General features: G+C 31.5%; 20 protein-coding genes. All 20 read right to left on the reverse strand.

All coding sequences use genetic code 11. The features are described 5' to 3' along the window. Nucleotides 1-29: 29 nt before the first annotated feature. Nucleotides 30-2,732 (reverse strand): helicase C-terminal domain-containing protein, encoded by a 2,703-nt coding sequence (locus tag MHZ36_RS10165; protein ID WP_239231450.1) that lies wholly within the window; start codon nucleotides 2,730-2,732, stop codon nucleotides 30-32. A gap of 31 nt (nucleotides 2,733-2,763) precedes the next feature. Then, a complete protein-coding gene (locus MHZ36_RS10170) occupies nucleotides 2,764-3,735 on the reverse strand; it encodes a biotin--[acetyl-CoA-carboxylase] ligase (RefSeq protein ID WP_239231451.1) in 972 nt (323 codons plus the stop codon). Continuing rightward, entirely contained in the window at nucleotides 3,722-4,927 is a 1,206-nt protein-coding gene (locus MHZ36_RS10175; protein ID WP_239231453.1) for a CCA tRNA nucleotidyltransferase, read from the reverse strand. Before MHZ36_RS10175 ends, MHZ36_RS10170 begins: the two co-directional genes overlap by 14 nt. Next, complete coding sequence (gene bshA, locus MHZ36_RS10180; protein ID WP_239231454.1) at nucleotides 4,920-6,068, reverse strand: N-acetyl-alpha-D-glucosaminyl L-malate synthase BshA; 1,149 nt, start codon at nucleotides 6,066-6,068, stop codon at nucleotides 4,920-4,922. Before bshA ends, MHZ36_RS10175 begins: the two co-directional genes overlap by 8 nt. Nucleotides 6,069-6,101: 33 nt before the next feature. Further along, nucleotides 6,102-6,419, reverse strand: coding sequence for a nucleotide pyrophosphohydrolase (locus MHZ36_RS10185; protein ID WP_239231456.1), 318 nt, complete (start codon nucleotides 6,417-6,419; stop codon nucleotides 6,102-6,104). Nucleotides 6,420-6,664: 245 nt separating this feature from the next. After that, nucleotides 6,665-7,360 (reverse strand): zinc metallopeptidase, encoded by a 696-nt coding sequence (locus tag MHZ36_RS10190; protein WP_239231457.1) that lies wholly within the window; start codon nucleotides 7,358-7,360, stop codon nucleotides 6,665-6,667. Nucleotides 7,361-7,397: 37 nt separating this feature from the next. Beyond that, on the reverse strand, nucleotides 7,398-8,000 hold the full coding sequence (locus MHZ36_RS10195) for a DUF1405 domain-containing protein (protein WP_239231459.1): 603 nt from the start codon (nucleotides 7,998-8,000) through the stop codon (nucleotides 7,398-7,400). A 4-nt stretch (nucleotides 8,001-8,004) separates the two neighbouring features. Beyond that, nucleotides 8,005-8,565, reverse strand: a complete 561-nt coding sequence (locus tag MHZ36_RS10200; protein ID WP_239231460.1) for a YpiB family protein — start codon at nucleotides 8,563-8,565, stop codon at nucleotides 8,005-8,007. An 18-nt stretch (nucleotides 8,566-8,583) separates the two neighbouring features. Continuing rightward, nucleotides 8,584-9,831, reverse strand: coding sequence for a tetratricopeptide repeat protein (locus MHZ36_RS10205; RefSeq protein WP_239231465.1), 1,248 nt, complete (start codon nucleotides 9,829-9,831; stop codon nucleotides 8,584-8,586). Nucleotides 9,832-9,835: 4 nt separating this feature from the next. Further along, nucleotides 9,836-11,134: a 3-phosphoshikimate 1-carboxyvinyltransferase gene (gene aroA / locus MHZ36_RS10210; protein ID WP_239231466.1), complete on the reverse strand. Its 1,299-nt coding sequence runs from the start codon at nucleotides 11,132-11,134 to the stop codon at nucleotides 9,836-9,838. A gap of 17 nt (nucleotides 11,135-11,151) precedes the next feature. Next, the gene (gene aroB / locus MHZ36_RS10215) at nucleotides 11,152-12,216 is read right to left on the reverse strand and encodes a 3-dehydroquinate synthase (protein ID WP_239231467.1); all 1,065 of its coding nucleotides are present in this window, start codon (nucleotides 12,214-12,216) and stop codon (nucleotides 11,152-11,154) included. A 36-nt stretch (nucleotides 12,217-12,252) separates the two neighbouring features. Then, entirely contained in the window at nucleotides 12,253-13,419 is a 1,167-nt protein-coding gene (gene aroC / locus MHZ36_RS10220) for a chorismate synthase (RefSeq protein ID WP_239231469.1), read from the reverse strand. 327 nt (nucleotides 13,420-13,746) lie between these two features. After that, the gene (gene ndk / locus MHZ36_RS10225) at nucleotides 13,747-14,196 is read right to left on the reverse strand and encodes a nucleoside-diphosphate kinase (protein ID WP_239231471.1); all 450 of its coding nucleotides are present in this window, start codon (nucleotides 14,194-14,196) and stop codon (nucleotides 13,747-13,749) included. Nucleotides 14,197-14,334: 138 nt separating this feature from the next. Next, on the reverse strand, nucleotides 14,335-15,288 hold the full coding sequence (locus tag MHZ36_RS10230; protein WP_239231472.1) for a polyprenyl synthetase family protein: 954 nt from the start codon (nucleotides 15,286-15,288) through the stop codon (nucleotides 14,335-14,337). A 26-nt stretch (nucleotides 15,289-15,314) separates the two neighbouring features. After that, entirely contained in the window at nucleotides 15,315-16,016 is a 702-nt protein-coding gene (locus tag MHZ36_RS10235; protein ID WP_239231474.1) for a demethylmenaquinone methyltransferase, read from the reverse strand. A 37-nt stretch (nucleotides 16,017-16,053) separates the two neighbouring features. Next, the gene (locus MHZ36_RS10240; protein WP_239231475.1) at nucleotides 16,054-16,596 is read right to left on the reverse strand and encodes a heptaprenyl pyrophosphate synthase subunit A; all 543 of its coding nucleotides are present in this window, start codon (nucleotides 16,594-16,596) and stop codon (nucleotides 16,054-16,056) included. A gap of 268 nt (nucleotides 16,597-16,864) precedes the next feature. Beyond that, nucleotides 16,865-17,137, reverse strand: coding sequence for an HU family DNA-binding protein (locus MHZ36_RS10245; protein ID WP_015900354.1), 273 nt, complete (start codon nucleotides 17,135-17,137; stop codon nucleotides 16,865-16,867). Between the two features lie 169 nt (nucleotides 17,138-17,306). Next, nucleotides 17,307-18,305, reverse strand: coding sequence for an NAD(P)H-dependent glycerol-3-phosphate dehydrogenase (locus MHZ36_RS10250; protein WP_239231477.1), 999 nt, complete (start codon nucleotides 18,303-18,305; stop codon nucleotides 17,307-17,309). A gap of 19 nt (nucleotides 18,306-18,324) precedes the next feature. Continuing rightward, nucleotides 18,325-19,635, reverse strand: coding sequence for a ribosome biogenesis GTPase Der (gene der, locus MHZ36_RS10255; protein ID WP_239231478.1), 1,311 nt, complete (start codon nucleotides 19,633-19,635; stop codon nucleotides 18,325-18,327). Nucleotides 19,636-19,836: 201 nt separating this feature from the next. Beyond that, entirely contained in the window at nucleotides 19,837-21,030 is a 1,194-nt protein-coding gene (rpsA, locus tag MHZ36_RS10260; RefSeq protein ID WP_239231480.1) for a 30S ribosomal protein S1, read from the reverse strand. Between the last annotated feature and the right edge of the window lie 134 nt (nucleotides 21,031-21,164).

Raw genomic sequence — 21,164 nt, forward strand, 5'->3', positions numbered from 1 at the left:
GTCTTAGTTCTAGTTGAGTGCGCTAACTTTTATTGATTTGTGTCTTCATCTTTTTTGATTTTTTTCAATAAACTTGAAAATTGTTTAATATCGCCTTTATTTTGCCTATAATTTTCCAATGCCTGCTCAAAAAATTGTTTGTAATTACTGCGAATTAAGCGATCGTCAAAAGAAACAATAATTCCTTTATCATGCTCATTTCGAATCAATCGACCTAAACCTTGACGGAATCGGGTCACAGCATCTGGCAATACATAGTCTTTGAATGTAGAGGTGAACTCAGTATCCATCAACCAATATTTTGTGTTATTTTGATTCATAAAAGGTAATTTAGCTATCATGACACATTTAATTCCATTTGATTGAAAATCAAAGCCTTCGAAAAATGTCCCTGTGCCAAGTAAAATAGATTTATCAAAGCTATTAAATTGTTGTACGATTTTATAATTTTGATTTTGTTGTTGTGTAAGAATAACGTAATCTTCAAATTCCGGCAGTTCATTTAACAGTTCCTGTACCATATGCATCATTTTGTAACTCGTAAATAGGATTAAACATTTGGATTCTATTACAGACGTATATTCAATTACATAGTTTACAATTGAAGTGACATAATCGTTTATATTTTTATAATTATATGAGGCTACATCACTTGGAATAAACACTGTAGTTTGTTTTGATTTTGAGACTGATGAATCAATTTCATATGTGTTGAAATCTGCCTCTTTTTTAAACCATTGTTTAAAACTTTCAAATGAATGATTAAACGTAAGTGTGCCAGAAATAAAAGTAAGTGAATTAAATTTATCTAATACTTGTTTTGTTAATATTTCTTTCACTTCGTAGTCCTTAACATTCAATCTGATTGTTGATTTTTGATTCAAATTTTTAATTGATAAAAAGCTAGTGTGGTTATTTTTCAAACTGTGTTCAATATTTTTAAATCGATCATTAATATACAATATTTGCTTTCTTACCGATTTAATTGTCTTATGACTCATACCATTGAAAAATTCTAGTGTCATATTTAATTTATGAATGATGGCATGTAAGTCTCGTAAGATAGGTTCTACATCAAAATGATATACAAAATGAACTTTATGAATTTCATCATCATGCACTTCAGTCTGTTTTATTATATTGAACATCGTATTAAATAATTGTTCATTTAAATCATGAATTTCATTGATGTTTGTTTTAAGGCCGAAAACATCTATTGGTGGAATATCTAGTTTTTCTAAAATACGTTGTTGTTCTAATGTATCAATTGCTTTCAATAATTTTTCGTTTTCAGTTTTACCAATCAATCCGAGTTGATATTTTATATCTGAATAACTCAATTCATTGGTAACTTGACTTAATGCATAATCAGGTAATCTATGTGCTTCATCAATTATACAATCATCAAATAATTGATAAATCGTATTATCATGTGCTGCATTAATAAGATGTGCGTGATTCGTTATACCAATTTGTATATTTTTTGCATTACGTTTAATGAAATTAAAGTAATGTATATCATTTTTAACAGGAACGTAAGTTTCAAGCTTTTGCTCAAAATACATTTTTTGACCGCCTTTTAAGTCAAGCTCCTGTATATCCCCCGTCGTTGTTTCAGTTATCCATATAAGTAATTGCATTTTTAGAATATTCACTTCGTAATTAGTCGATTCATCTTTTAAGATTTGGCTAATTAATCCTAACGAAATATAATCACGTTTGCTTTTGATAAGTGACGCGTTTATTTTGAAATTAAGTGCACTTTTTAGAGTTGGGATATCTTTCATCAATAGCTGGTTTTGTAATAATTTCGTATTTGTTGATATCATCACATGTTTGCCTGTTTCGATGTTATACATAATTGCTGCTAATAAATACGCAATTGATTTACCGCTTCCAAGTGGTGCTTCTATCATTGCTTTTTCACTATGCATCAATTGTTCTAATATTATCTCTGAAAGGTATAATTGCTGTGGTCTGTATGTAAGACCCAATTCGTTTGTAACTAATATATACAAATCTTTGAGTGTACCATCAAAATTAACTTTAGGGGCCTTAAAATCAGTTTGTTTTTTATAAATCAATTGTTCAAATTGCTCATATGATTGATTAAATGTTTCTTGATTGTGGTTACGAACCATTTCAAAAATGATGTCATATAAATCATATTTCAAATTTTTACTTAAATAATATAACTGTTTTAACGTGTCTAGTGGTAAAGCTTCAAATTTTTCAAATGCCAAAATCATCAATTGTGCAGTAGTTTCTGCATCTTCGTCCGCTCTATGTGCATTATCTAATGCAATACCGTGTGCTTCAGCAAGTTCACTTAATTGATAGCTTTTATCTGTTGGAAATGCAACTTTAAATAATTCTAATGTATCTAATACTTTCTTAGGTTTATATTTAATATTACAGTTTTTAAATGATTTTTTTATAAAATTTAAATCAAATGCCACATTATGTGCAACAAAAATACAACCATCAATTTGTTTATAAATCGTTTCCGCAATTTCATGGAAATATGGAGCTTGATTTAGCATATTGTCTTCGATTGAGGTTAATGCCTGAATAAAAGGAGGAATATCTAAATCTGTTTTTATTAATGAATGATAAGTGCCAATAATTTTATTCTCTCGAACAAATGTAATGCCAATCTGTATAATTTCATCATAGTCTAATTGATTACCTGTTGTTTCTAAATCTACAACTGCGTAACATGGTGTATTCAACTGTATTCCTCCTTTCTTATCTATAATTTCATCAAAATTCAATATCAGCACTTATTAATTTATGTTGCTGATTATCAGTATCTTTTACAATTAATATACCATTGTCATCTATATCTATTGCTTCACCTAAAAATTGATTACCATTTTCAGTGAATTTTAATTGTTTACCCCAAATGTTTGAGGCTTCAATATATTCTTCTCGTATAGTTGAAAATGGTTCATCAATGAATTGTTTATAACGATATTCTATATTTTTTACTAAATTTTGTAAAAAATAGTATCGATTAATCGTTTTTTTAGCATTAATCTTAATACTAGTGGCTTTTCTTTCAAGATCACCTACAAAATCATCTTTTGTTTGGTTCATATTTATACCAATACCGCATATTACCGCTTCTATACCATCACTATTGGCAACCATCTCAGTTAAAAATCCACATACTTTCTTACCTTCGATATATATATCGTTTGGCCATTTCACAGTTACATCTTTATCAGAAAAGGATTGTATTGCATCCTTGATACCTAATGCCATAAATAAATTAAATTTTGTAATGGTGTCAAATGGCACATTTGGTCTTAAGACAATTGACATCCATAAACCTTTACCTTTAGATGAGGCCCAAGGTCGATTAAATCTCCCCTTACCTTCTGTTTGTTCATCACTCAAAATTAAGTATGTGTCACGATTGCCGACAAGTTTTTGCTTTGCTAATGTTTGCGTTGATGGTGTCGATTCAATCACTTCTATGTGGTTGAATACATTCTGCGTTTTTATGATTGGTTCTACAATCCCACTATACCATTTTTCTGGTAAATGTATTAAACGATGGCCTCTGTGGTTTATAGATTCGATTTCACAACCTTCAGCCTTTAATTGATCAATAATTTTTTTTACAGCTGTTCGTGAAATGTTTAAGTGTTCGGCTATAAATTGACCTGAGATATATTCTGGTTGTTGCTGATAAAGAATTTGTATAACATCTTTACTATATTTCGACATGCGTTTTCACCCATTCTAAAATTTCGTTCTTTTCATTCACAACATCACCACGGATAATTGCGCATTCAATCTCTCTCATTAACGTTTTAATCCAAGCACCACTTGTTTGATTTAATGTCGTTAATAAATCCTTTCCATTTATTGCTAATTGCTTTCTAGATGTAATTGGCAAATTAGCAAAAATTTCATTGACTGTGATTAAATTAATAATAATAGGAGATTGTTTAATAATATGATTATTTTTTATTAATTCAAAGTGATTTAATACTTTTATAATGTCATCTTTACCATAATCAAAAACAAAATATTTCAACTCATTTTTAGTTGAAATTTTAGGAATCATATTTAACAAATTTTCCAATGTATTAATATATTTCTTTTCTTGTTTGCTTATTTTTAATAATGAAAGCGAAGAATCTACATTAGGTTGTTGCACTTTTAACAATGCGATAAACAATGAAAAATCAATGGCATTTTCTATGTTAAATTTAGAAAAATCAAATGCTCTAAAGAATGGCATATAATCAAAAGCATTTAATTCTTTTAAATTATTAAAACTTTGTACTACGTAACGACCAGAGATTAGTTTTTTTAATTCTACTACGATACGTTCTATAGAAAGGTGTGAGATGCTCGCGATGTGTTGTTGCATACCTAAGTAGGTTTGTGTTTCTATTTCAAAGCCAAGTTGTGATTGGAATCTAAGCCCCCTAATAATACGAAGTGCATCTTCATTAAATCTTTCAGTAGCATTTCCAACAGTTCTGATTATTTTCTTTTCAATGTCATTTTGACCACCAAAATAATCTAGTACTTTGTAGTCACGATCCATAGCAATTGCGTTCATTGTGAAATCGCGACGCTGTACGTCTTCATATAAATCTCTGACAAAAAAAACTTCATTTGGACGACGATGGTCATCATAATCGCCCTCTGCTCTAAATGTAGTGATTTCATATTGTTCATTATTATAAACGACATTAATTGTACCGTGGTCTCTACCAATAGGTATCGTTTTATCAAAAATCGCTTCAATTTCATCAGGTGTTGCACTCGTCGTTATATCTATATCATGAATTGTTTTATCCATTAAATAATCTCTAACTGATCCGCCAACGAAATATGCTTGGTAATTATGAGATAGTAAATGATTTAGAATTGGCTGTGCTGTTTCGAAGATTAATTTATTCATTGTTACCCTCTAACATTTTTTTGTAATAATATTCATATTGGTCCGCTATTAAATCTGAGGCAAATCGTTGTTCAACATCCACAAGCATATTGGCTTGCATTTTTTTATACAACTCATGATTTGTAAGTAGTTGTTTTGCATATTCACTGGCTAGTTTACTATCGCCAATATCGACGATATAACCTGTTTCTTCATGTTTGATAACTTCTTTAATACCACCAGCATTAGACCCAATTGGAACCACACCCGATTTCATAGCTTCAAGTAAAGTGAGACCAAAACTTTCCTTTTCACTTAATAATAATACAAGATCGGCAATTTGATAAAATTCGCTCACCCAATCTTGCTTTCCTAAAAATAATACATCCTTTTCTACACCAAGTGACTTTGCTATATTTTTCATATCCATCAATTCAGGACCATCACCTAAAAGTAGCAATTTAGAAGGTATATCTTTATTCACTTTTGCAAATGTTTCAATAATCGTATCTATACGTTTAACAGCTCTAAAATTGGATACATGTATTAAAACTTTTTCATCTTCAGCAATTCCATAACACGCTTTTAAATGTTTACTTTTGTCTGATAATTGCTCTGTTTTTGTAGGAAACTCTTTTTCCCTTACAAAGTTGTAAATTGGAACAATTTCTTTATCTGTTTCAATAATATCTTGTGTTTGTTGAGCAAGAGATTTACTAACACTTGTAACGATATCACTTTCTTCGATGCCGAATTTAATAGCATTTTTTAAGGCATGATCATACCCTAGTACAGTAATATCAGTACCATGCAATGTCGTCATTATTTTTATATCTTTATGCGACATGTGTTTGGCTAAAATTCCGCAAACAGCATGTGGTACTGCATAATGCATATGTAATAAATCTAAATCATATTCTTTAATAACTTCAGCAATTTTAGTACTTAATGTTATATCATAAGGCGGATATTGAAATACGGGGTACTGATTCACTTCAACTTGGTGAAATGTAATATTAGGTAATGGTTTACGTATTCTAAATGGGATATTAGATGTTATAAAATGTATCTCATGCCCACGCTCTGCTAGTTTTATACCTAATTCTGTAGCAATGATACCAGAACCGCCCATAGATGGATAACAAGTTATGCCTATTTTCATTGCGTGCTACACCCCTTTATATATTTTTTGAAATTATTTACGTTCAAATCTATCTTTATCTCTTATATTAAATTTTGACATTGTTTCATCAAAGCTGTCAGTCATATCAATACCTAATGAATTTGCTATACATAGTAATACAAATAAGTTATCTCCGAGCTCTGCCTTAATCGTATTATCAGCTTCAGAATCTTTCTTTTGTTTTTCTCCGTAATAGTGATTAATTTCTCTTGCTAATTCCCCTACTTCTTCTGTTAAGCGTGCAAGATTTGCTAAAGGTGAAAAATATCCAGTTTTAAACTGACCGATATAGTCATCTACTTCGTGTTGCATATCTTTCATCGTTTTCATAATGGAAACCTCCCAATCTTACGTTTTCTAATATAGTATAGCTTAAAATGATATTTCATGCATTATTCCTGCAATTTACTTGAATATAGGCAAGATTGTTTGATATGGATAACCATCTTTATAAATAATTATGTAAAAATTTATCATTATAGAAAATCGTTTAACCTCTAAGTACTTTTCTCATACTGTATTTTTAAACACAAAAAAACACCTTATTGTATAAGCTACAATAAGGTGCCTATCTATTATTCGCTTGAACGAGCAATTAGGATGAAACGTGCAAGTTCTGCTAATGCTACTGCAGTTGAAGCAACGTATGTCATTGCTGCTGCTGTTAAAACTTTTTTAGCATGCTTATATTCTTTTTCATTAACAATATCCAAACTTTGAATTTGTTTCATCGCTCTACTACTTGCGTTGAATTCGACTGGTAGTGTAACGATTGAAAAGAGTACTGCAAATGACATGAACGCAATTCCAATCCATAATGCTGTTGAACCTAAAGTACTGTGTAACGTAGTTAATATAATACCAGCAAAAACTGCTAGATACCCTATTGAACTACCAACATTAGCAAGAGGAACAAGTGACGTTCTAAATTTCAAGAAGAAATAGCCTTGTGCATGTTGTATTGCATGACCAACTTCGTGTGCTGCAATCGCAGTTCCCGCTACAGACGGACGACTAAAGTTTGCTGGTGATAATACTACAACTTTCTTTCTAGGATCATAATGATCTGTCAAGAATCCATTCCCTTCGACAACATCTACATCATAAATGCCGTTCGCATGTAATATTTCTAGCGCAACTTCTTGTCCAGTCTTGCCACTTGTTGATCTAACTTGTGAATATTTCTCATAATTTGATTTAACTTTGTGCTGAGCCCATAGAGGGAGTACCATTAAGATAACAAAGTAAACTATCATATAGATAAAAGACAAAAATCCTCACTCCTTTAGTTATATTTTACTGTGAACGTTAAGGAAGGTCAAATAATTTAGTCTTTGTAAATCGAGTTAAATATAAATAAAGTACTAGTGGAATCACACTTAATGCAAATGCCAAATATGCCACGCCTTCAATATGTCTTGCAATAAAATCATAAAAAGGATATTGCATAAATACATAATCGATTATATCGTTATTAAATAACCAGATCATACTAATCAGAAATCCTAATAATGTAACCTGCATTCTAGGATAAAATAGCAATGCTTGAATTGCCATAATACCATGAGAAAGTATGAGCATACACCCTATAACTGTTACACGGTCGTATTGAATGAACATAATAATATTCATAATGACAGCCCAAATTCCATATTTAATTAATGTAGTGAAAGCGAGGGCTTCTACAATAGGAAATTGTTTACCAAATAAAAATGCGATGATGACAATACATAAAAATAATGAAGCGGTTGGACTATCAGGGACAAATGGTTTAAATTGCCAACTTGTTACTGATAATTGTGTACCATACCAAATATAGCCGTATATTGTACCTAGCACATTACAAATTAATAAAAATATAAGTATTAATTTATTATAAATACATAACTGCCAAATTGTTGTTATATTCATAGTATTAATCCCTCGTGCCTGTATTTGCATTTCTAGATTCAAAGGTATTTAAAATTTGTGATAATTGATAAAACAATGGACGATCGTGTAACTGTAAACTTAAATCGATATTTGCTTGTAAATGTTGAATGATGGAAATTTCATTTTGCTTTGATAACGGTATGCTATAAATATCATGCATATATAAGGCATAATAAGGTGAATTGAGTAATTGACTAATTAATAATTCATCAAGACGTGATTCTCTGTCAAAGGGATGTTCAAAATGTAATTTAATATCAAGCGCCAAGTTTTGATTGGCAATGTAATTAAATATTTCATCATTATTTATTAATTGTTTGTTTTTTAAAATTAAACGAATAGCAATGTTATTGGAATTAACAACCGAAATTTCCAATGTATTATGGCTAGGAATGATTTCATCAACAAAATGTACGCTCTGTAAAGTATCGGTTGATGATTTTAAATAATTTAACACCCAAATACTAATACGGGATTTAAAGCGATAATGAAATAAAATATACTCAATAAATGATGATTTCATTTGTTGCAATGTGTCAGCCAAATAGTTCACCTACCTTAACTAATAAGATGCTAATCTTTCGGCCTCATCATGCCAAGTTTCGTTACTTGGCTCCAATTCTAATAATTGATTTAATATTGATTTTGCCTTTTCAATATGCCCTATTTCTACTAAATAGTAATAATAATCACTTAAAAATGCAGCCTGACTTTGTAACGTTGGCCATGCTAATTCAAAGAAGTGTTGTGCTTCTTTATCGCGTTCTTCTTGTCCTAATGCATATGCTAAATGCCACATAAATACTGGATCTAAATCTTCTTCATCTACATATTGTAATAATCCGATTAGACTTTCATAATCTTCTTCTGCTCTATATAGATCACTCAATATTAGTAAAGGTTCTTGATATGCATTATCAACTTCTAATGCTTGAATTAACAGTTGTACCCCTTCATTAGCATCACCGTGTTCTATTTCAATGCTACCAGTTGAGACCATAAGCTCTTTATAAAATTGACTAAGTCTTAAACCTTCTTTTCCTATTTCAATTGCATCTGCATGATTATGCTCATTTTCATATAATTGTTGTAAGTAGAAATATGCTTGTAAGAAGTCAGGATCTTTAGACAGTAATGTATTTACTAATTTAATCGCTTCTTGTGTTAAATCATTTTTCTCATAAGCAATTGCTTTTTTCAAGTAATCTTCTGAATTCATTTCGTCTTCGTTCATTTCATCAAACATCTTAATTGCATCACTATAATTACCACTTTGTAAACTACAATCTGCAAGACGTGCAAACAGATTGATAGTATTGACTTCGTATTCACCAGTCTCTAATACTGTTTCGTATTCTGTAGTTGCACGTAAATATTGACCGTCAAAATATAATAATTCTGCTAATGCAAAATGTATAATAGGGTCATTAGGTTCAATTTCAATTGCTTCCGACAACTTGTCAATTGCAACTTCTAACATATTTAGCTGTTGATATAAATCTGCTTCTAACATTAAACGTTCAGTTGATAATTCAACCTCATTTAAATATTCTAAAGCTTCGTCTGTTTGATTCTCAGCCATTAAACCTTCTATAAAGTAAATTAATAGTTCACTTTCATCTGGATATTTATGGTATAAGGTTCTAAAGACTTCTAACCCTTGAGGCATGAGTCCATAATTATATAACGTTTCACCTAAAACGAATAAGGCGTCATCATTGGGTGAACTTAAAGCCTCATTCACACGTGAATCTAAGTTATCTAATTTTTGTAAGTTGATATCATCTATTAACTTATAGATATCTTCCATACTATTATCCCTCATTTTCTAATTGTTTTAACTTGTCCATGAAACCAGGGAAGGATACATTTACAGCATCAAACTGGTTAATCGTTAACGTTTCAGAAGTTAAAAGTGAAGCGATAGCTAACATCATGCCAATTCGATGGTCAGTAAAACTATCAACCGTAGCCGTTTGTTCTAAGGCAGAAGGATGGATAATCATGCCATCATTTGTTGGTTGTAATGTAAAACCTAATAGATTTAACATATTTGCTGTTGTATCTATACGGTTCGTTTCTTTAACTTTTAATTCCTCTGCATCTTTAATAATACTTGTTCCATTTGCTTGTGTACATAAAAGTGCAATTATAGGTATTTCATCGATTGCTCTCGGCACCAAATCACCTTCAATATGTAAAGGTTTCATATTTGGTGAAAATTGAACACGTATCGACGCAGTAGGCTCTGCACCCTTCGTTTGATTAAAAAGAGTGATGTTCCCTTCCATTTGAGTCACGATATCAATAATACCTGAACGTGTTGGGTTAATGCCAACATTATGAACTGTAATATCGCTACCAGGTGTAATTAGGCCAGCAACAATAAAGTATGCAGCTGAAGAGATATCACCAGGCACATCGAAATCTGCAGGTTGTATGTGAGATATACCTGATTGAGGCATTTCAATAAAATGATCGGAAGTATCAATAGGTATATTAAAATGCTCGAACATAGTCTCAGTATGATTTCGTGTCGTACCTAATTCTTTGATTGTAGTTTTTTCATTTGCAAATAAACTAGCAAAGAGTATCGCACTTTTCACTTGTGCACTAGCGACTTCCATTTCATAATTAATGCCTTTAATTTCAGCTGGTTTGATAATCAATGGTGTGTAGTTATCATCTATCGCAGTAATGTTGGCATTCATTGAAGTTAAAGGTTTCATTATACGATCCATTGGTCTTTTACCAATAGATTCATCACCTGATAATACACTTTCAATACCCAAGCCACAAAGTAAGCCAGCTACTAAACGTGTTGTTGTACCTGAATTTCCTGTATAGAGTACTTGATGAGGTGTTTTGAAGTGCTTATAACCTGGAGACGTGATTACAATCTTGTCATCACTCACAATGATTTCAACGCCTAATAATTTGAAGATTTCGACCGTACGTAGGCAATCTTCACCAAGAAGCGGTTTATTTATTGTTGATGTGCCTTTAGCTAGAGAAGCAAGTATAATGGCTCTATGTGTCATAGACTTATCGCCAGGAACCTCAATTTCACCAGTTAAAGGACCAGTGATATTTACTGTTTTACTATTTGTCATATGTAGTCCTCCTCCTTTTATTCAAAATGTTTTATAAATAATTCAAAAGATTGTAGAAGTATAGTTCTATCTACATGTTTGACGATTGGATTACCAATGCCATCTAAGAGTACCATTTGTACGCCTTGCTGATCATTTTTCTTATCTTTTAACATTAAATCATAGAGTGATTCAAATTTAAATTGCTTGATAATATCTAGTGGATAATTTAATGCTTGTAAATACTTCACAAAATGTGCAATATCAAAATCTTGATTTAGCACATTATTTGCAACGATAAATTGATAAACAATACCAATCATCACGGCATGTCCGTGGGGTATTTTAAATTCATATTCCACGGCATGTCCAAAGGTATGTCCTAAATTTAAATATTTACGAACATTGGATTCTTTTTCATCATTTATAATGATGTTAAGTTTTGTTTCTATACCTTTATATAAGTAGTATTCAATTTCTTCAAGATTTTCAAGTGTGTTTGCATTATGATATTGTTGTTCAATTTCATTAACCGCTTTTATATTAGTTAGCAAAGCATGCTTATAAACCTCGGCATAACCGCTTAATATTTCAGAATATGGTAATGTTGCTAAGAAATCGAGATCGTAAATAACTGCTTTAGGGCGATAAAATGCACCAATTAAATTTTTACCATGTTTTGAATTAATGCCTACTTTACCACCAACGCTTGAATCATGAGCAAGGATCGTAGTAGGCACTTGAATAAAGTCAACACCTCTTAGTAAGGTTGCAGCAAGGAAACCAGTGAAATCTCCTGTTGCGCCACCACCAACAGCAATTAAACATGTGTCCCTTGTTAATTTTCTGCTAAGTAATGATTCAATTGTTTCCGCATAAAAACTTAATGACTTGGTAGATTCACCAGAAGGAATGATTACTTTATGGGCATCATATTCTGATGTAATGAAGTCTAATGCAATACTCCATTCTTTATTGACAGTTGCATCAACAATAAGTACAACATCTTTATAGTCTTGTATATATTTATGCAAATGTGCTAATGCATTGTGTTCAACGATGATTGGATAATTATCCGAACTATAAGTTGTTTCTAATATCATGATTTCACCTGATTACTATTAGTATTTTAATATTGTTTAATATTCAATATTAATTTTACGTTGTTCATTTATTTGTACTTTCAACTGTTCGATATGATTTGAATGGAATTCTTCTAGTAATGCTTTCGCTAATTCGAATGCAACTACGTTTTCCATAACTACACTTGCTGCTGGTACTGCACAACTATCAGAACGCTCAATTGAGGCTTTAAAAGATTCTTTTGTATTAATGTCAACAGAATTCAATGGCTTATATAAAGTTGGGATAGGCTTCATTACACCACTGACAACAATAGGCATACCATTAGACATACCACCCTCGAATCCACCTAAATGATTTGAACCTCTAAAGTATCCAACTTGTTCATCGTACAAGATTTCATCTTGTATTTCACTACCTGGTAATTCTGCACACTTGAACCCTTCACCAAAACTTACACCTTTAAAAGCATTGATACTTACTACACCTTGTGCAATTCTACCATCGAGTTTTCTATCGTAATGTACATAACTACCAATACCTACAGGCACGCCTTCAACGATAGTTTGTACAATACCTCCAATCGTATCACCGGCTTTTTTAGCATCATCGATTTTATCTCTCATTTGTTGTGCTACTTGATCATCGATTACTCGAACATCATTTTTATCGATATTTTGTTTAATTGTATCAATATCATATTCTGCATCGTCTTTAACGCCACCTATTTCAACTACGCGACTATAGAAATTAATATCCAATTGTTTAAGTAAAATTTTTGCTACTGCACCTACTGCTACTCGTGCTGCTGTTTCTCGTGCAGAAGAGCGTTCTAATACATTTCTGAGGTCTCTGTGGTTGTATTTCATTCCACCTATTAAATCAGCATGACCTGGGCGTGGTTTAGTTATTACTCGTTTCATATTATCTTGTTCTTCTTCACTAATTGGATCAGCACCCATTATATTTTTCCAATGTGTAAAATCATCATTAGTAACAACTAGTGTTATCGGGCTACCTAATGTATAACCATTTCTTACACCTGAAACAATTTCTATCGTATCTTTTTCAATTTGCATGCGGCGCCCTCTACCATAGCCGCCTTGACGCTTAAACATTTCTTCATTTATATCTTCAACATTGATTTCTAAATTTGATGGAACACCTTCAATTATTACAGTTAACTGTGGACCATGTGATTCCCCAGAAGTTAAATATCTCATTATTTACCCACTCCGTTCTTTAGTACTTTAAATTGTTATATATTTTATATCTTATCATATTCATTTAAGCAAATTAATAGAAAAATTTACAAATCTTAAATCTTAAGAAAATTCTATCATTTCTATTTGGACTAGTGTACCACTTGTTGAGTTAGTTTATAAATAAAATTAAGGAGATCGGATGAATTTATTGAAGTTTCACATTGATTATTTGTATAAAGTAATTGGATATGTAATTTGTTCATTTGAAGAAGCAAAAAAATTCCTAAAAATATCGGATGTACGATTTTTTAGGAACTTTTTTTATATTGTATATGTAGATATTATTTATTCATATAACCAAGTTTCGCGTGTTTCAGTAAATTCACTTATTTCTTCAGGTTTAAACCATAAAGCAATTTCTTTTTTAGCTGATTCAACTGAATCAGAACCGTGAATGATGTTTCTTCCAACTGTTAAGCCTAAGTCGCCTCTAATTGTACCAGGTGTTGCTTCAGAAGGATTTGTCTTACCTATTATGTGGCGCGAAATATGTACAGCATCTTCTGCTTCTACTACCATTGCAAAAACAGGTGCAGAAGTAATAAATTCAATCAGATTGTTATAAAAAGGTTTGCGCTTATGTTCTGCATAATGTTCTTCAGCAAGTGATTGTGGCACTGTCATTAATTTACCCCCCACAATCTTCAAACCTTTTTGTTCAATTCGAGAAATAATTTCTCCAATCAAATTACGTTGTACCGCGTCCGGCTTAATCATTAGAAAAGTTCTTTCCATCTTGTGTAAATCCCCCTGTATTGTTGTTTAAGTGTAAAATTCGTTATACACAATAAAATATATCAAAATAAATATATTTATCCGATACATTCTTATACTAACAGGTAATTAAAGCGCTTTCAACGTTTTTCACATAACTTACACATTTCTTTTGCCAACTTTTTTAATAATCTTTTTGAATAATGGTTTAGCATTATCATTATCAAGTTCATCTATAAGTCTCAATGCTTTATCTAAATACTTATCACTGATATCTTGTGCTGTTTGAATTACATTTGAATCTCGAATGACTGCAATACAAGTTTCAAACGCTTCTTTACTACTATCTGGATTTAAAGCGACGATTTGTGACTTGAAACTAGGATTTACTTTCATCTCTAAGAGCACAGGTAACGTGAGATGACCATTCATTAAATCACTTCCTACTGGTTTACCTAATTGTTTTTCTGTGCTTGTAAAGTCCAAGATATCATCGACAATTTGGAAACTCATACCAATATAATGACCAATCATTTTAAGATTGTGGATTGTCTTTATATCAGCACCAGCAGCAATTGCACCAACTTCAGTAGAAAGTTGTATTAGTAATGCTGTTTTTCTATTTATTCTTCTCAAATAATTTGTGATAGTCTGATTACTATTAAATTGATCTTGGAATTGAAAAAGTTCTCCTTTACATACATCAACTATAGAATGAGAAATAACATCATGCACACGACTATCTTCAATATAAGAAATATATTCTAAACCTAAAGCAAGTAAGAAATTGCCGGTTAAAATGGCTGTACTTTGATCCCATTTTTTAGAAATTGTTAACCTACCACGACGTCTATCACTCTTATCAATTACATCATCATGAACAAGCGTAGCCATATGAATTAATTCTAATGTGACTGCAACACGATAAACATCTTCAGTGACAGTTTCACCAAATTGTCCACTGAGAATGGCAAATGCTGGTCTAATTCTTTTGCCACCTGATGTAAATAAATGTTTAGCGGCAGCTTCAAGTGTAGGATCTTTACTTATAATTGTTTGTTCAATTCTTTTTTCTATTTTTTTAATTTCGTTATTCATGTTTAACTTTGACACGCTAATCACCTTTGGTTAATTCGATTTTATTTATAGCCAAGGTGCATTGCTGCAACGCCACCTGTAAAGCTACGTACTTTTATATTACTAAAGCCAGCTTGTGAAAATAGTCTTTTTAATTTCTCTTTGTCAGGAAAATCAAATGTAGATTGCTGAAGCCATTCATATTCTTCTTTTGATTTAGCGAAAATTTTACCGAAAATAGGCATAATAAATTTGAAGTAAAGTTTATACAATTGCTTAAATCCAGGTGTTGTAGGTTGACTCGTTTCTAAACAGACAACCATACCACCTGGTTTTAGTACGCGATTTAATTCTTTTAATGTCGCTAAATAATCTGGTACATTTCTTAGTCCAAATCCAATGGTTACATAATCAAATTCATTATCATCGAATGGTAAATTCATAGCATCACCATGTACTAAATTAATATTTTCCATATCTTGTATTTTGGTTTTTCCAACTTCTAGCATATTCTCACTAAAATCCACACCAGTTACTTCACCAGTTGGGCCGACAGCTTTACTTAATGAGATTGTCCAATCAGCAGTACCACAACAAACGTCTAATGCTTTGCTACCAGGTTTAACTTTCATTTCTTTCATTACATGCTTTCTCCATGTTTTGTGCTGCTCAAAGCTAATGATATTATTTAAACGATCATATTTTCCAGAAATATTTTGAAATACGTTATGTACTTTTTCCTTATTAACTTTATTATCTGCCATTTTTATTACCTCTTTTAAATTTAATTTATATCTTAACTTAAATATTACTGATAAAATTTTTGACTTCTGAATCTGTGTATTTATTTAAATAAGAAGGTTTATTTTCAATAATATTATTTAATAATTTTTCATTGATGATTTGAAGATCATATTTTGTTGCATAATGGTTCAATGTAATAATTAAAAAAATGTTCTCTACTTTTAGTATTTGAGAACTAATTAAAGATTTGTCTAGCGTATCTTGGTGTACGGATGATTTTATTTCATTTACTTCGACAATGGCTGAACTAATGTCCTTTTGATAATCAGGATTATTTAAAACAGCTAATAATGTATAAAAATGAGCACTTAATAGATCTCCAATTAAGATTGATTTTTTCGAAGTATTTTTTACATAAACTTCATCTAAATGTCGCATTGCAGTATCTATAGTGAGGCAAGCTAATTTAGCTTCTTCAGGAATATCGTATGTATCAAGTAAATGACTTAATACCTGATTAATATATATAGATTCATAATGGTCTACACCTTTAAGTCTGTTTTTAATTTGTTTTTCTAATATGCTTAATGTCGTTTCCATGTTCACACCTCACGTTATTATCAATATACATATTAACATTATATAATGAAAAATAAAATCAACGATAATTAAAGTTATTGATATTTAATGTTAAATATACCAATTAATGTCAGTTTATAGAAGAATATGAAAATTAATGATTACTAAATTAATGTTTTGCTATCTATTATGAATGTATGAGTATACGATTTAATTTTATGTTATGTATATTGAGAAAAAATACAAAAAGAAAAAGCCCCTTTAAAAGGGCTTTAAGTAAAGTAAAGAATTATTTAACTGCGTCTTTTAAAGCTTTACCAGCTTTGAATGCTGGAACTTTGCTTGCAGGGATATCAATTTCTTTACCAGTTTGAGGGTTACGGCCTTTACGTGCAGCACGTTCGCGTACCTCAAAGTTACCGAATCCAATTAATTGTACTTTTTCACCTTTAGAAAGTGATGATTGAATTGATTCGAATACTGCATCAACAGCTAAACCTGCTTCTTTTTTAGTTAACTCAGCTTGTTCAGCTACAGCATTGATTAAATCTGTTTTGTTCATTATGAATTCACCTCCCCTAGGGTCTATAATGATAACTTTGTATCATTATGCTTTGACTTTAACACAACGATAATAACTACTGCAACGATTTATGCGCAAAAAACCTTGAAATAATGGGATTTTGATGACAAAATGTTATAATTTTAATTAAAAGTGTAAAAATACTTTGTTATTCAGACTTTTTCCCACGACCCATTAAATCTTTCACACTCTCCGTAACAGGTCTATTTTCAAATAAAACGCTATATAAAGCTTCTGTGATTGGCATTTCAACATTGTGCGCTTTTGCTAAATGATGAACCGATTGAGTAGTATAAACACCTTCTACTACCATATTCATTTCGTCTAAAGCTGTTTCTAGAGATTTACCCTCTCCTAATTTATAACCTAAAGTGAAATTACGAGAATGTGTAGACGTACATGTGACAATCAAATCACCAATACCACCTAAGCCTAAGAATGTAAGCGGATCAGCGCCAAGTTTTTCACCTAGGCGACTAATTTCAGCAAGACCACGTGTCATAAGAGCAGCTTTAGCATTATCACCAAAGCCCATGCCAGTTATTACGCCACTTGCCACTGCGATAATGTTTTTTAAAGCTCCGCCTAATTCAACACCGACTAAATCATCGTTAGTATATACGCGTAAATAATCATTCATAAATAAATCTTGTGTTAATAAGCTAACTTCTGAAGATTTTGAAGAAGCAGCTACGGTTGTTGGTTGCTTAATCACTACTTCTTCAGCATGACTAGGACCAGACAATACACCGATGCCTGCATTGTGTTCAGGTGATATAGAATCTTCTAACATTTCAGAGACGCGTTTGAATGTTTCATTTTCAATACCTTTTGCAACATGGATAAATGTTTTTTTAGTAGATATTAGACTATCTATTTTTTTAGCAATTTCGCGCATTGCTTTTGTTGGCAACGCCATTAAATATACATCAGCAAATTGTGTCGCTTGTTTGATATCCAATGTTGCATTTATAGATGAATCTAAAATAGCATCATTTAAATATTTAGTATTTTTATGATGTTCATTGATATCGTTAATTGTCTGTTCATTTTTACCCCACATTAATACTTGATGTCCATTTTCAGCTAAAACATTAGCAAGTGCGGTTCCAAAACTTCCAGTACCAAATACTGTAACTTTTGACATGGTATCCCCTCCGGTCTTATTAATTTCGTTTTCTTGGTATAATATGCACTGGTGTTCCTTCGAAACCGAATGCAGATCTGATTTGGTTCTCTAGGTAACGCTTATAAGAAAAATGCATTAACTCTACATCGTTTACAAATACGACAAATGTTGGTGGTTCTATAGCGACTTGGGTCGCATAAAATACATTTAAACGACGACCTTTGTCAGTAGGTGTAGGATTCATCGAAATTGCATCTGTTATAACTTCGTTTAGTGTTGAACTTTGAACACGTTTCTTATGGTTTTCACTTGCTTCTTTAATATAAGGGAACAATGTTTTTAATCTTAATTTTTCTTTTGCAGAAATAAATGCAACTTCTGCATAATCTAAGAATTGAAATTCTTTACGAACTTCGTCTTTAAATTCTTTCATTGTATTTGTTTCTTTATCGACTGTATCCCATTTGTTAACTACGATAACAATCGCTTTACCTTCTTCATGAGCATAACCTGCGACTCTTTTATCTTGCTCGATAATACCTTGTTCAGCATCAATGACTATTAAGATAACGTTTGATCGTTCAATCGCTTTTAATGCACGTAATACAGAATATTTTTCAGTATTTTCATATACTTTACCTTTTTTACGCATACCAGCAGTGTCAATCAATACATAGTCTTGATCATCATAGCTATATTCAGTATCGACAGCATCACGTGTAGTACCTGCAACATTAGAAACGATGACACGTTCTTCGCCTAAAATAGCATTGACTAGACTTGATTTACCAACATTTGGTCTACCAATTATAGATAATCTAATCGTATCATCATCATAAGGATCTTCTTCTTCTTCTTTAAAATGTTTTACAACTTCATCTAATAAGTCACCCAAGCCTAAGCCATGTGACCCTGAAATAGGATATGGTTCACCAAAACCAAGTGAATAGAAATCATAAATTTCAATTCTCATTTCAGGATTATCGACCTTGTTTACTGCGAGAACGACAGGTTTTTTAGATTTATAAAGCATTTGAGCAACCATTTCATCACTTTGTGTTAACCCTTCTCGAACGTTAACCATAAAAATAATTACGTCTGCTTCGTCTATTGCAATTTCTGCTTGTGCTTTGATTTGTGTTTGGAATGGTGCATCACCAATTTCGATACCACCAGTATCAATAATATTGAAATCATGTGTTAACCATTCACCTGATGAATAAATTCTGTCTCGAGTTACACCGGGTGTATCTTCAACGATAGATACACGTTCGCCGACGACTCTGTTAAAAATTGTAGATTTACCAACGTTCGGCCTTCCTACAATTGCTACTATAGGTTTAGTCATAACTAACTTCCTCTCTTTTTTAATCTCTATAATTTTATCACATGGTTTAATTAATTCAAAAGAAATATTAAATCTATAGGTTTAATATATAATGTTACTTCGCAAAATGTGTAGTTTGTCTATCATATATCACTACATAAAAAATAATCTTGTCCTAATGTAATGGTTAGGACAAGATTTAAATTGGTATATATGGTCGTATTAAAATTTAAAGTCTTTTAATTTATCGCCAAATACATCACCTAGCGTTGGGTTATCATCTTCATCTGATGAGTTATCTAGGTATGATTGTGTAGTTTGTTTATCACTTTCTTGATTGTGATCATCCGCTTCATCATTTGGTAAAGTAGCTTTAATTGATAATGAAATACGTTCATTTTCAATGTCTACGCCTAATACTTTTACTTTAACCTCTTGGCCTGGTTCAAGCACTTCACTTGGTGTACCAATATGTTTATGACTAATTTCAGATATGTGTACTAATCCTTGAACACCTGGTTTAATCTCAACAAAAGCACCAAATTCGGCTAATCTTATCACCTTGCCGTCAATAACATCACCTTCATTAAATTTACCATTGATTGATTCAAATGGACTAGGTAATGTATCTTTAATTGATAGAGAAATTCTCTCAGAGTCTTTATCAATTGATTTAACTCTTACTTTCACATCGTCACCAATAGAGACAACATCTTCAGGTGATTTAACATGTTCGTGTGATAATTCTGATACATGTACTAAACCATCTACGCCACCAATATCAATGAATGCACCAAAGTTTGTTAAACGAGCAACCTTACCATCGATAACATCAGCTTCATTTAACGATGAAAGTAACTCGTCTTTTTTCTCTGCATTTTCTAATTCTTCTACTGCTTTTCTACTAAGGATGACGCGATTATTTGCAGGGTCTAATTCCTCAACTTTTAATTTTAAGACTTGACCTTCAAAATCAGAAAAATCTTCAATAAAATCAGTTGAAATTAATGAAGCAGGTACGAAACCTCTTTGTCCCACATCAACAACTAATCCACCTTTAACTACTTCTGTTACTTTGGCTTCAATTGTTTCATTGTTATCAAGCTGTTCTTGCAGGAATTCATAAGATTTCTCTGTTTCAAGTTGACGTTTTGAAAGTATATATGCACCTGTTTCATTTTCTTCGTCATACTCAACTTTTGTAACATATGCACCAATTTCATCACCGACTTTCACAGCATCACTAGGTGTATCAATATGATGTGTGGAAAGTTGACTAATAGGGATAATACCATTAAACTTACTACCGTTTACATGAACAATTACTTGCTTTTCTTCTATTTCTAGAACTTCGCCAGTAACCTTGTCCCCTTCTTTAATATCATGGATCATTGATTCGTTGAATTCTTCAGTCATCTTGTCTGCCTCCTTATTACACTACATAATTATAACATCTTATAAACTGTCAAAATTGTCAAGAAATTCCACTCTATTTGAGGAATGCCATACATTTTGTTATAAAAATGTAAAAATAGTCATTTTTAACTCAC

It is taken from the genome of Staphylococcus sp. ACRSN, from assembly GCF_022346615.1.
GTDB lineage: Bacteria > Bacillota > Bacilli > Staphylococcales > Staphylococcaceae > Staphylococcus.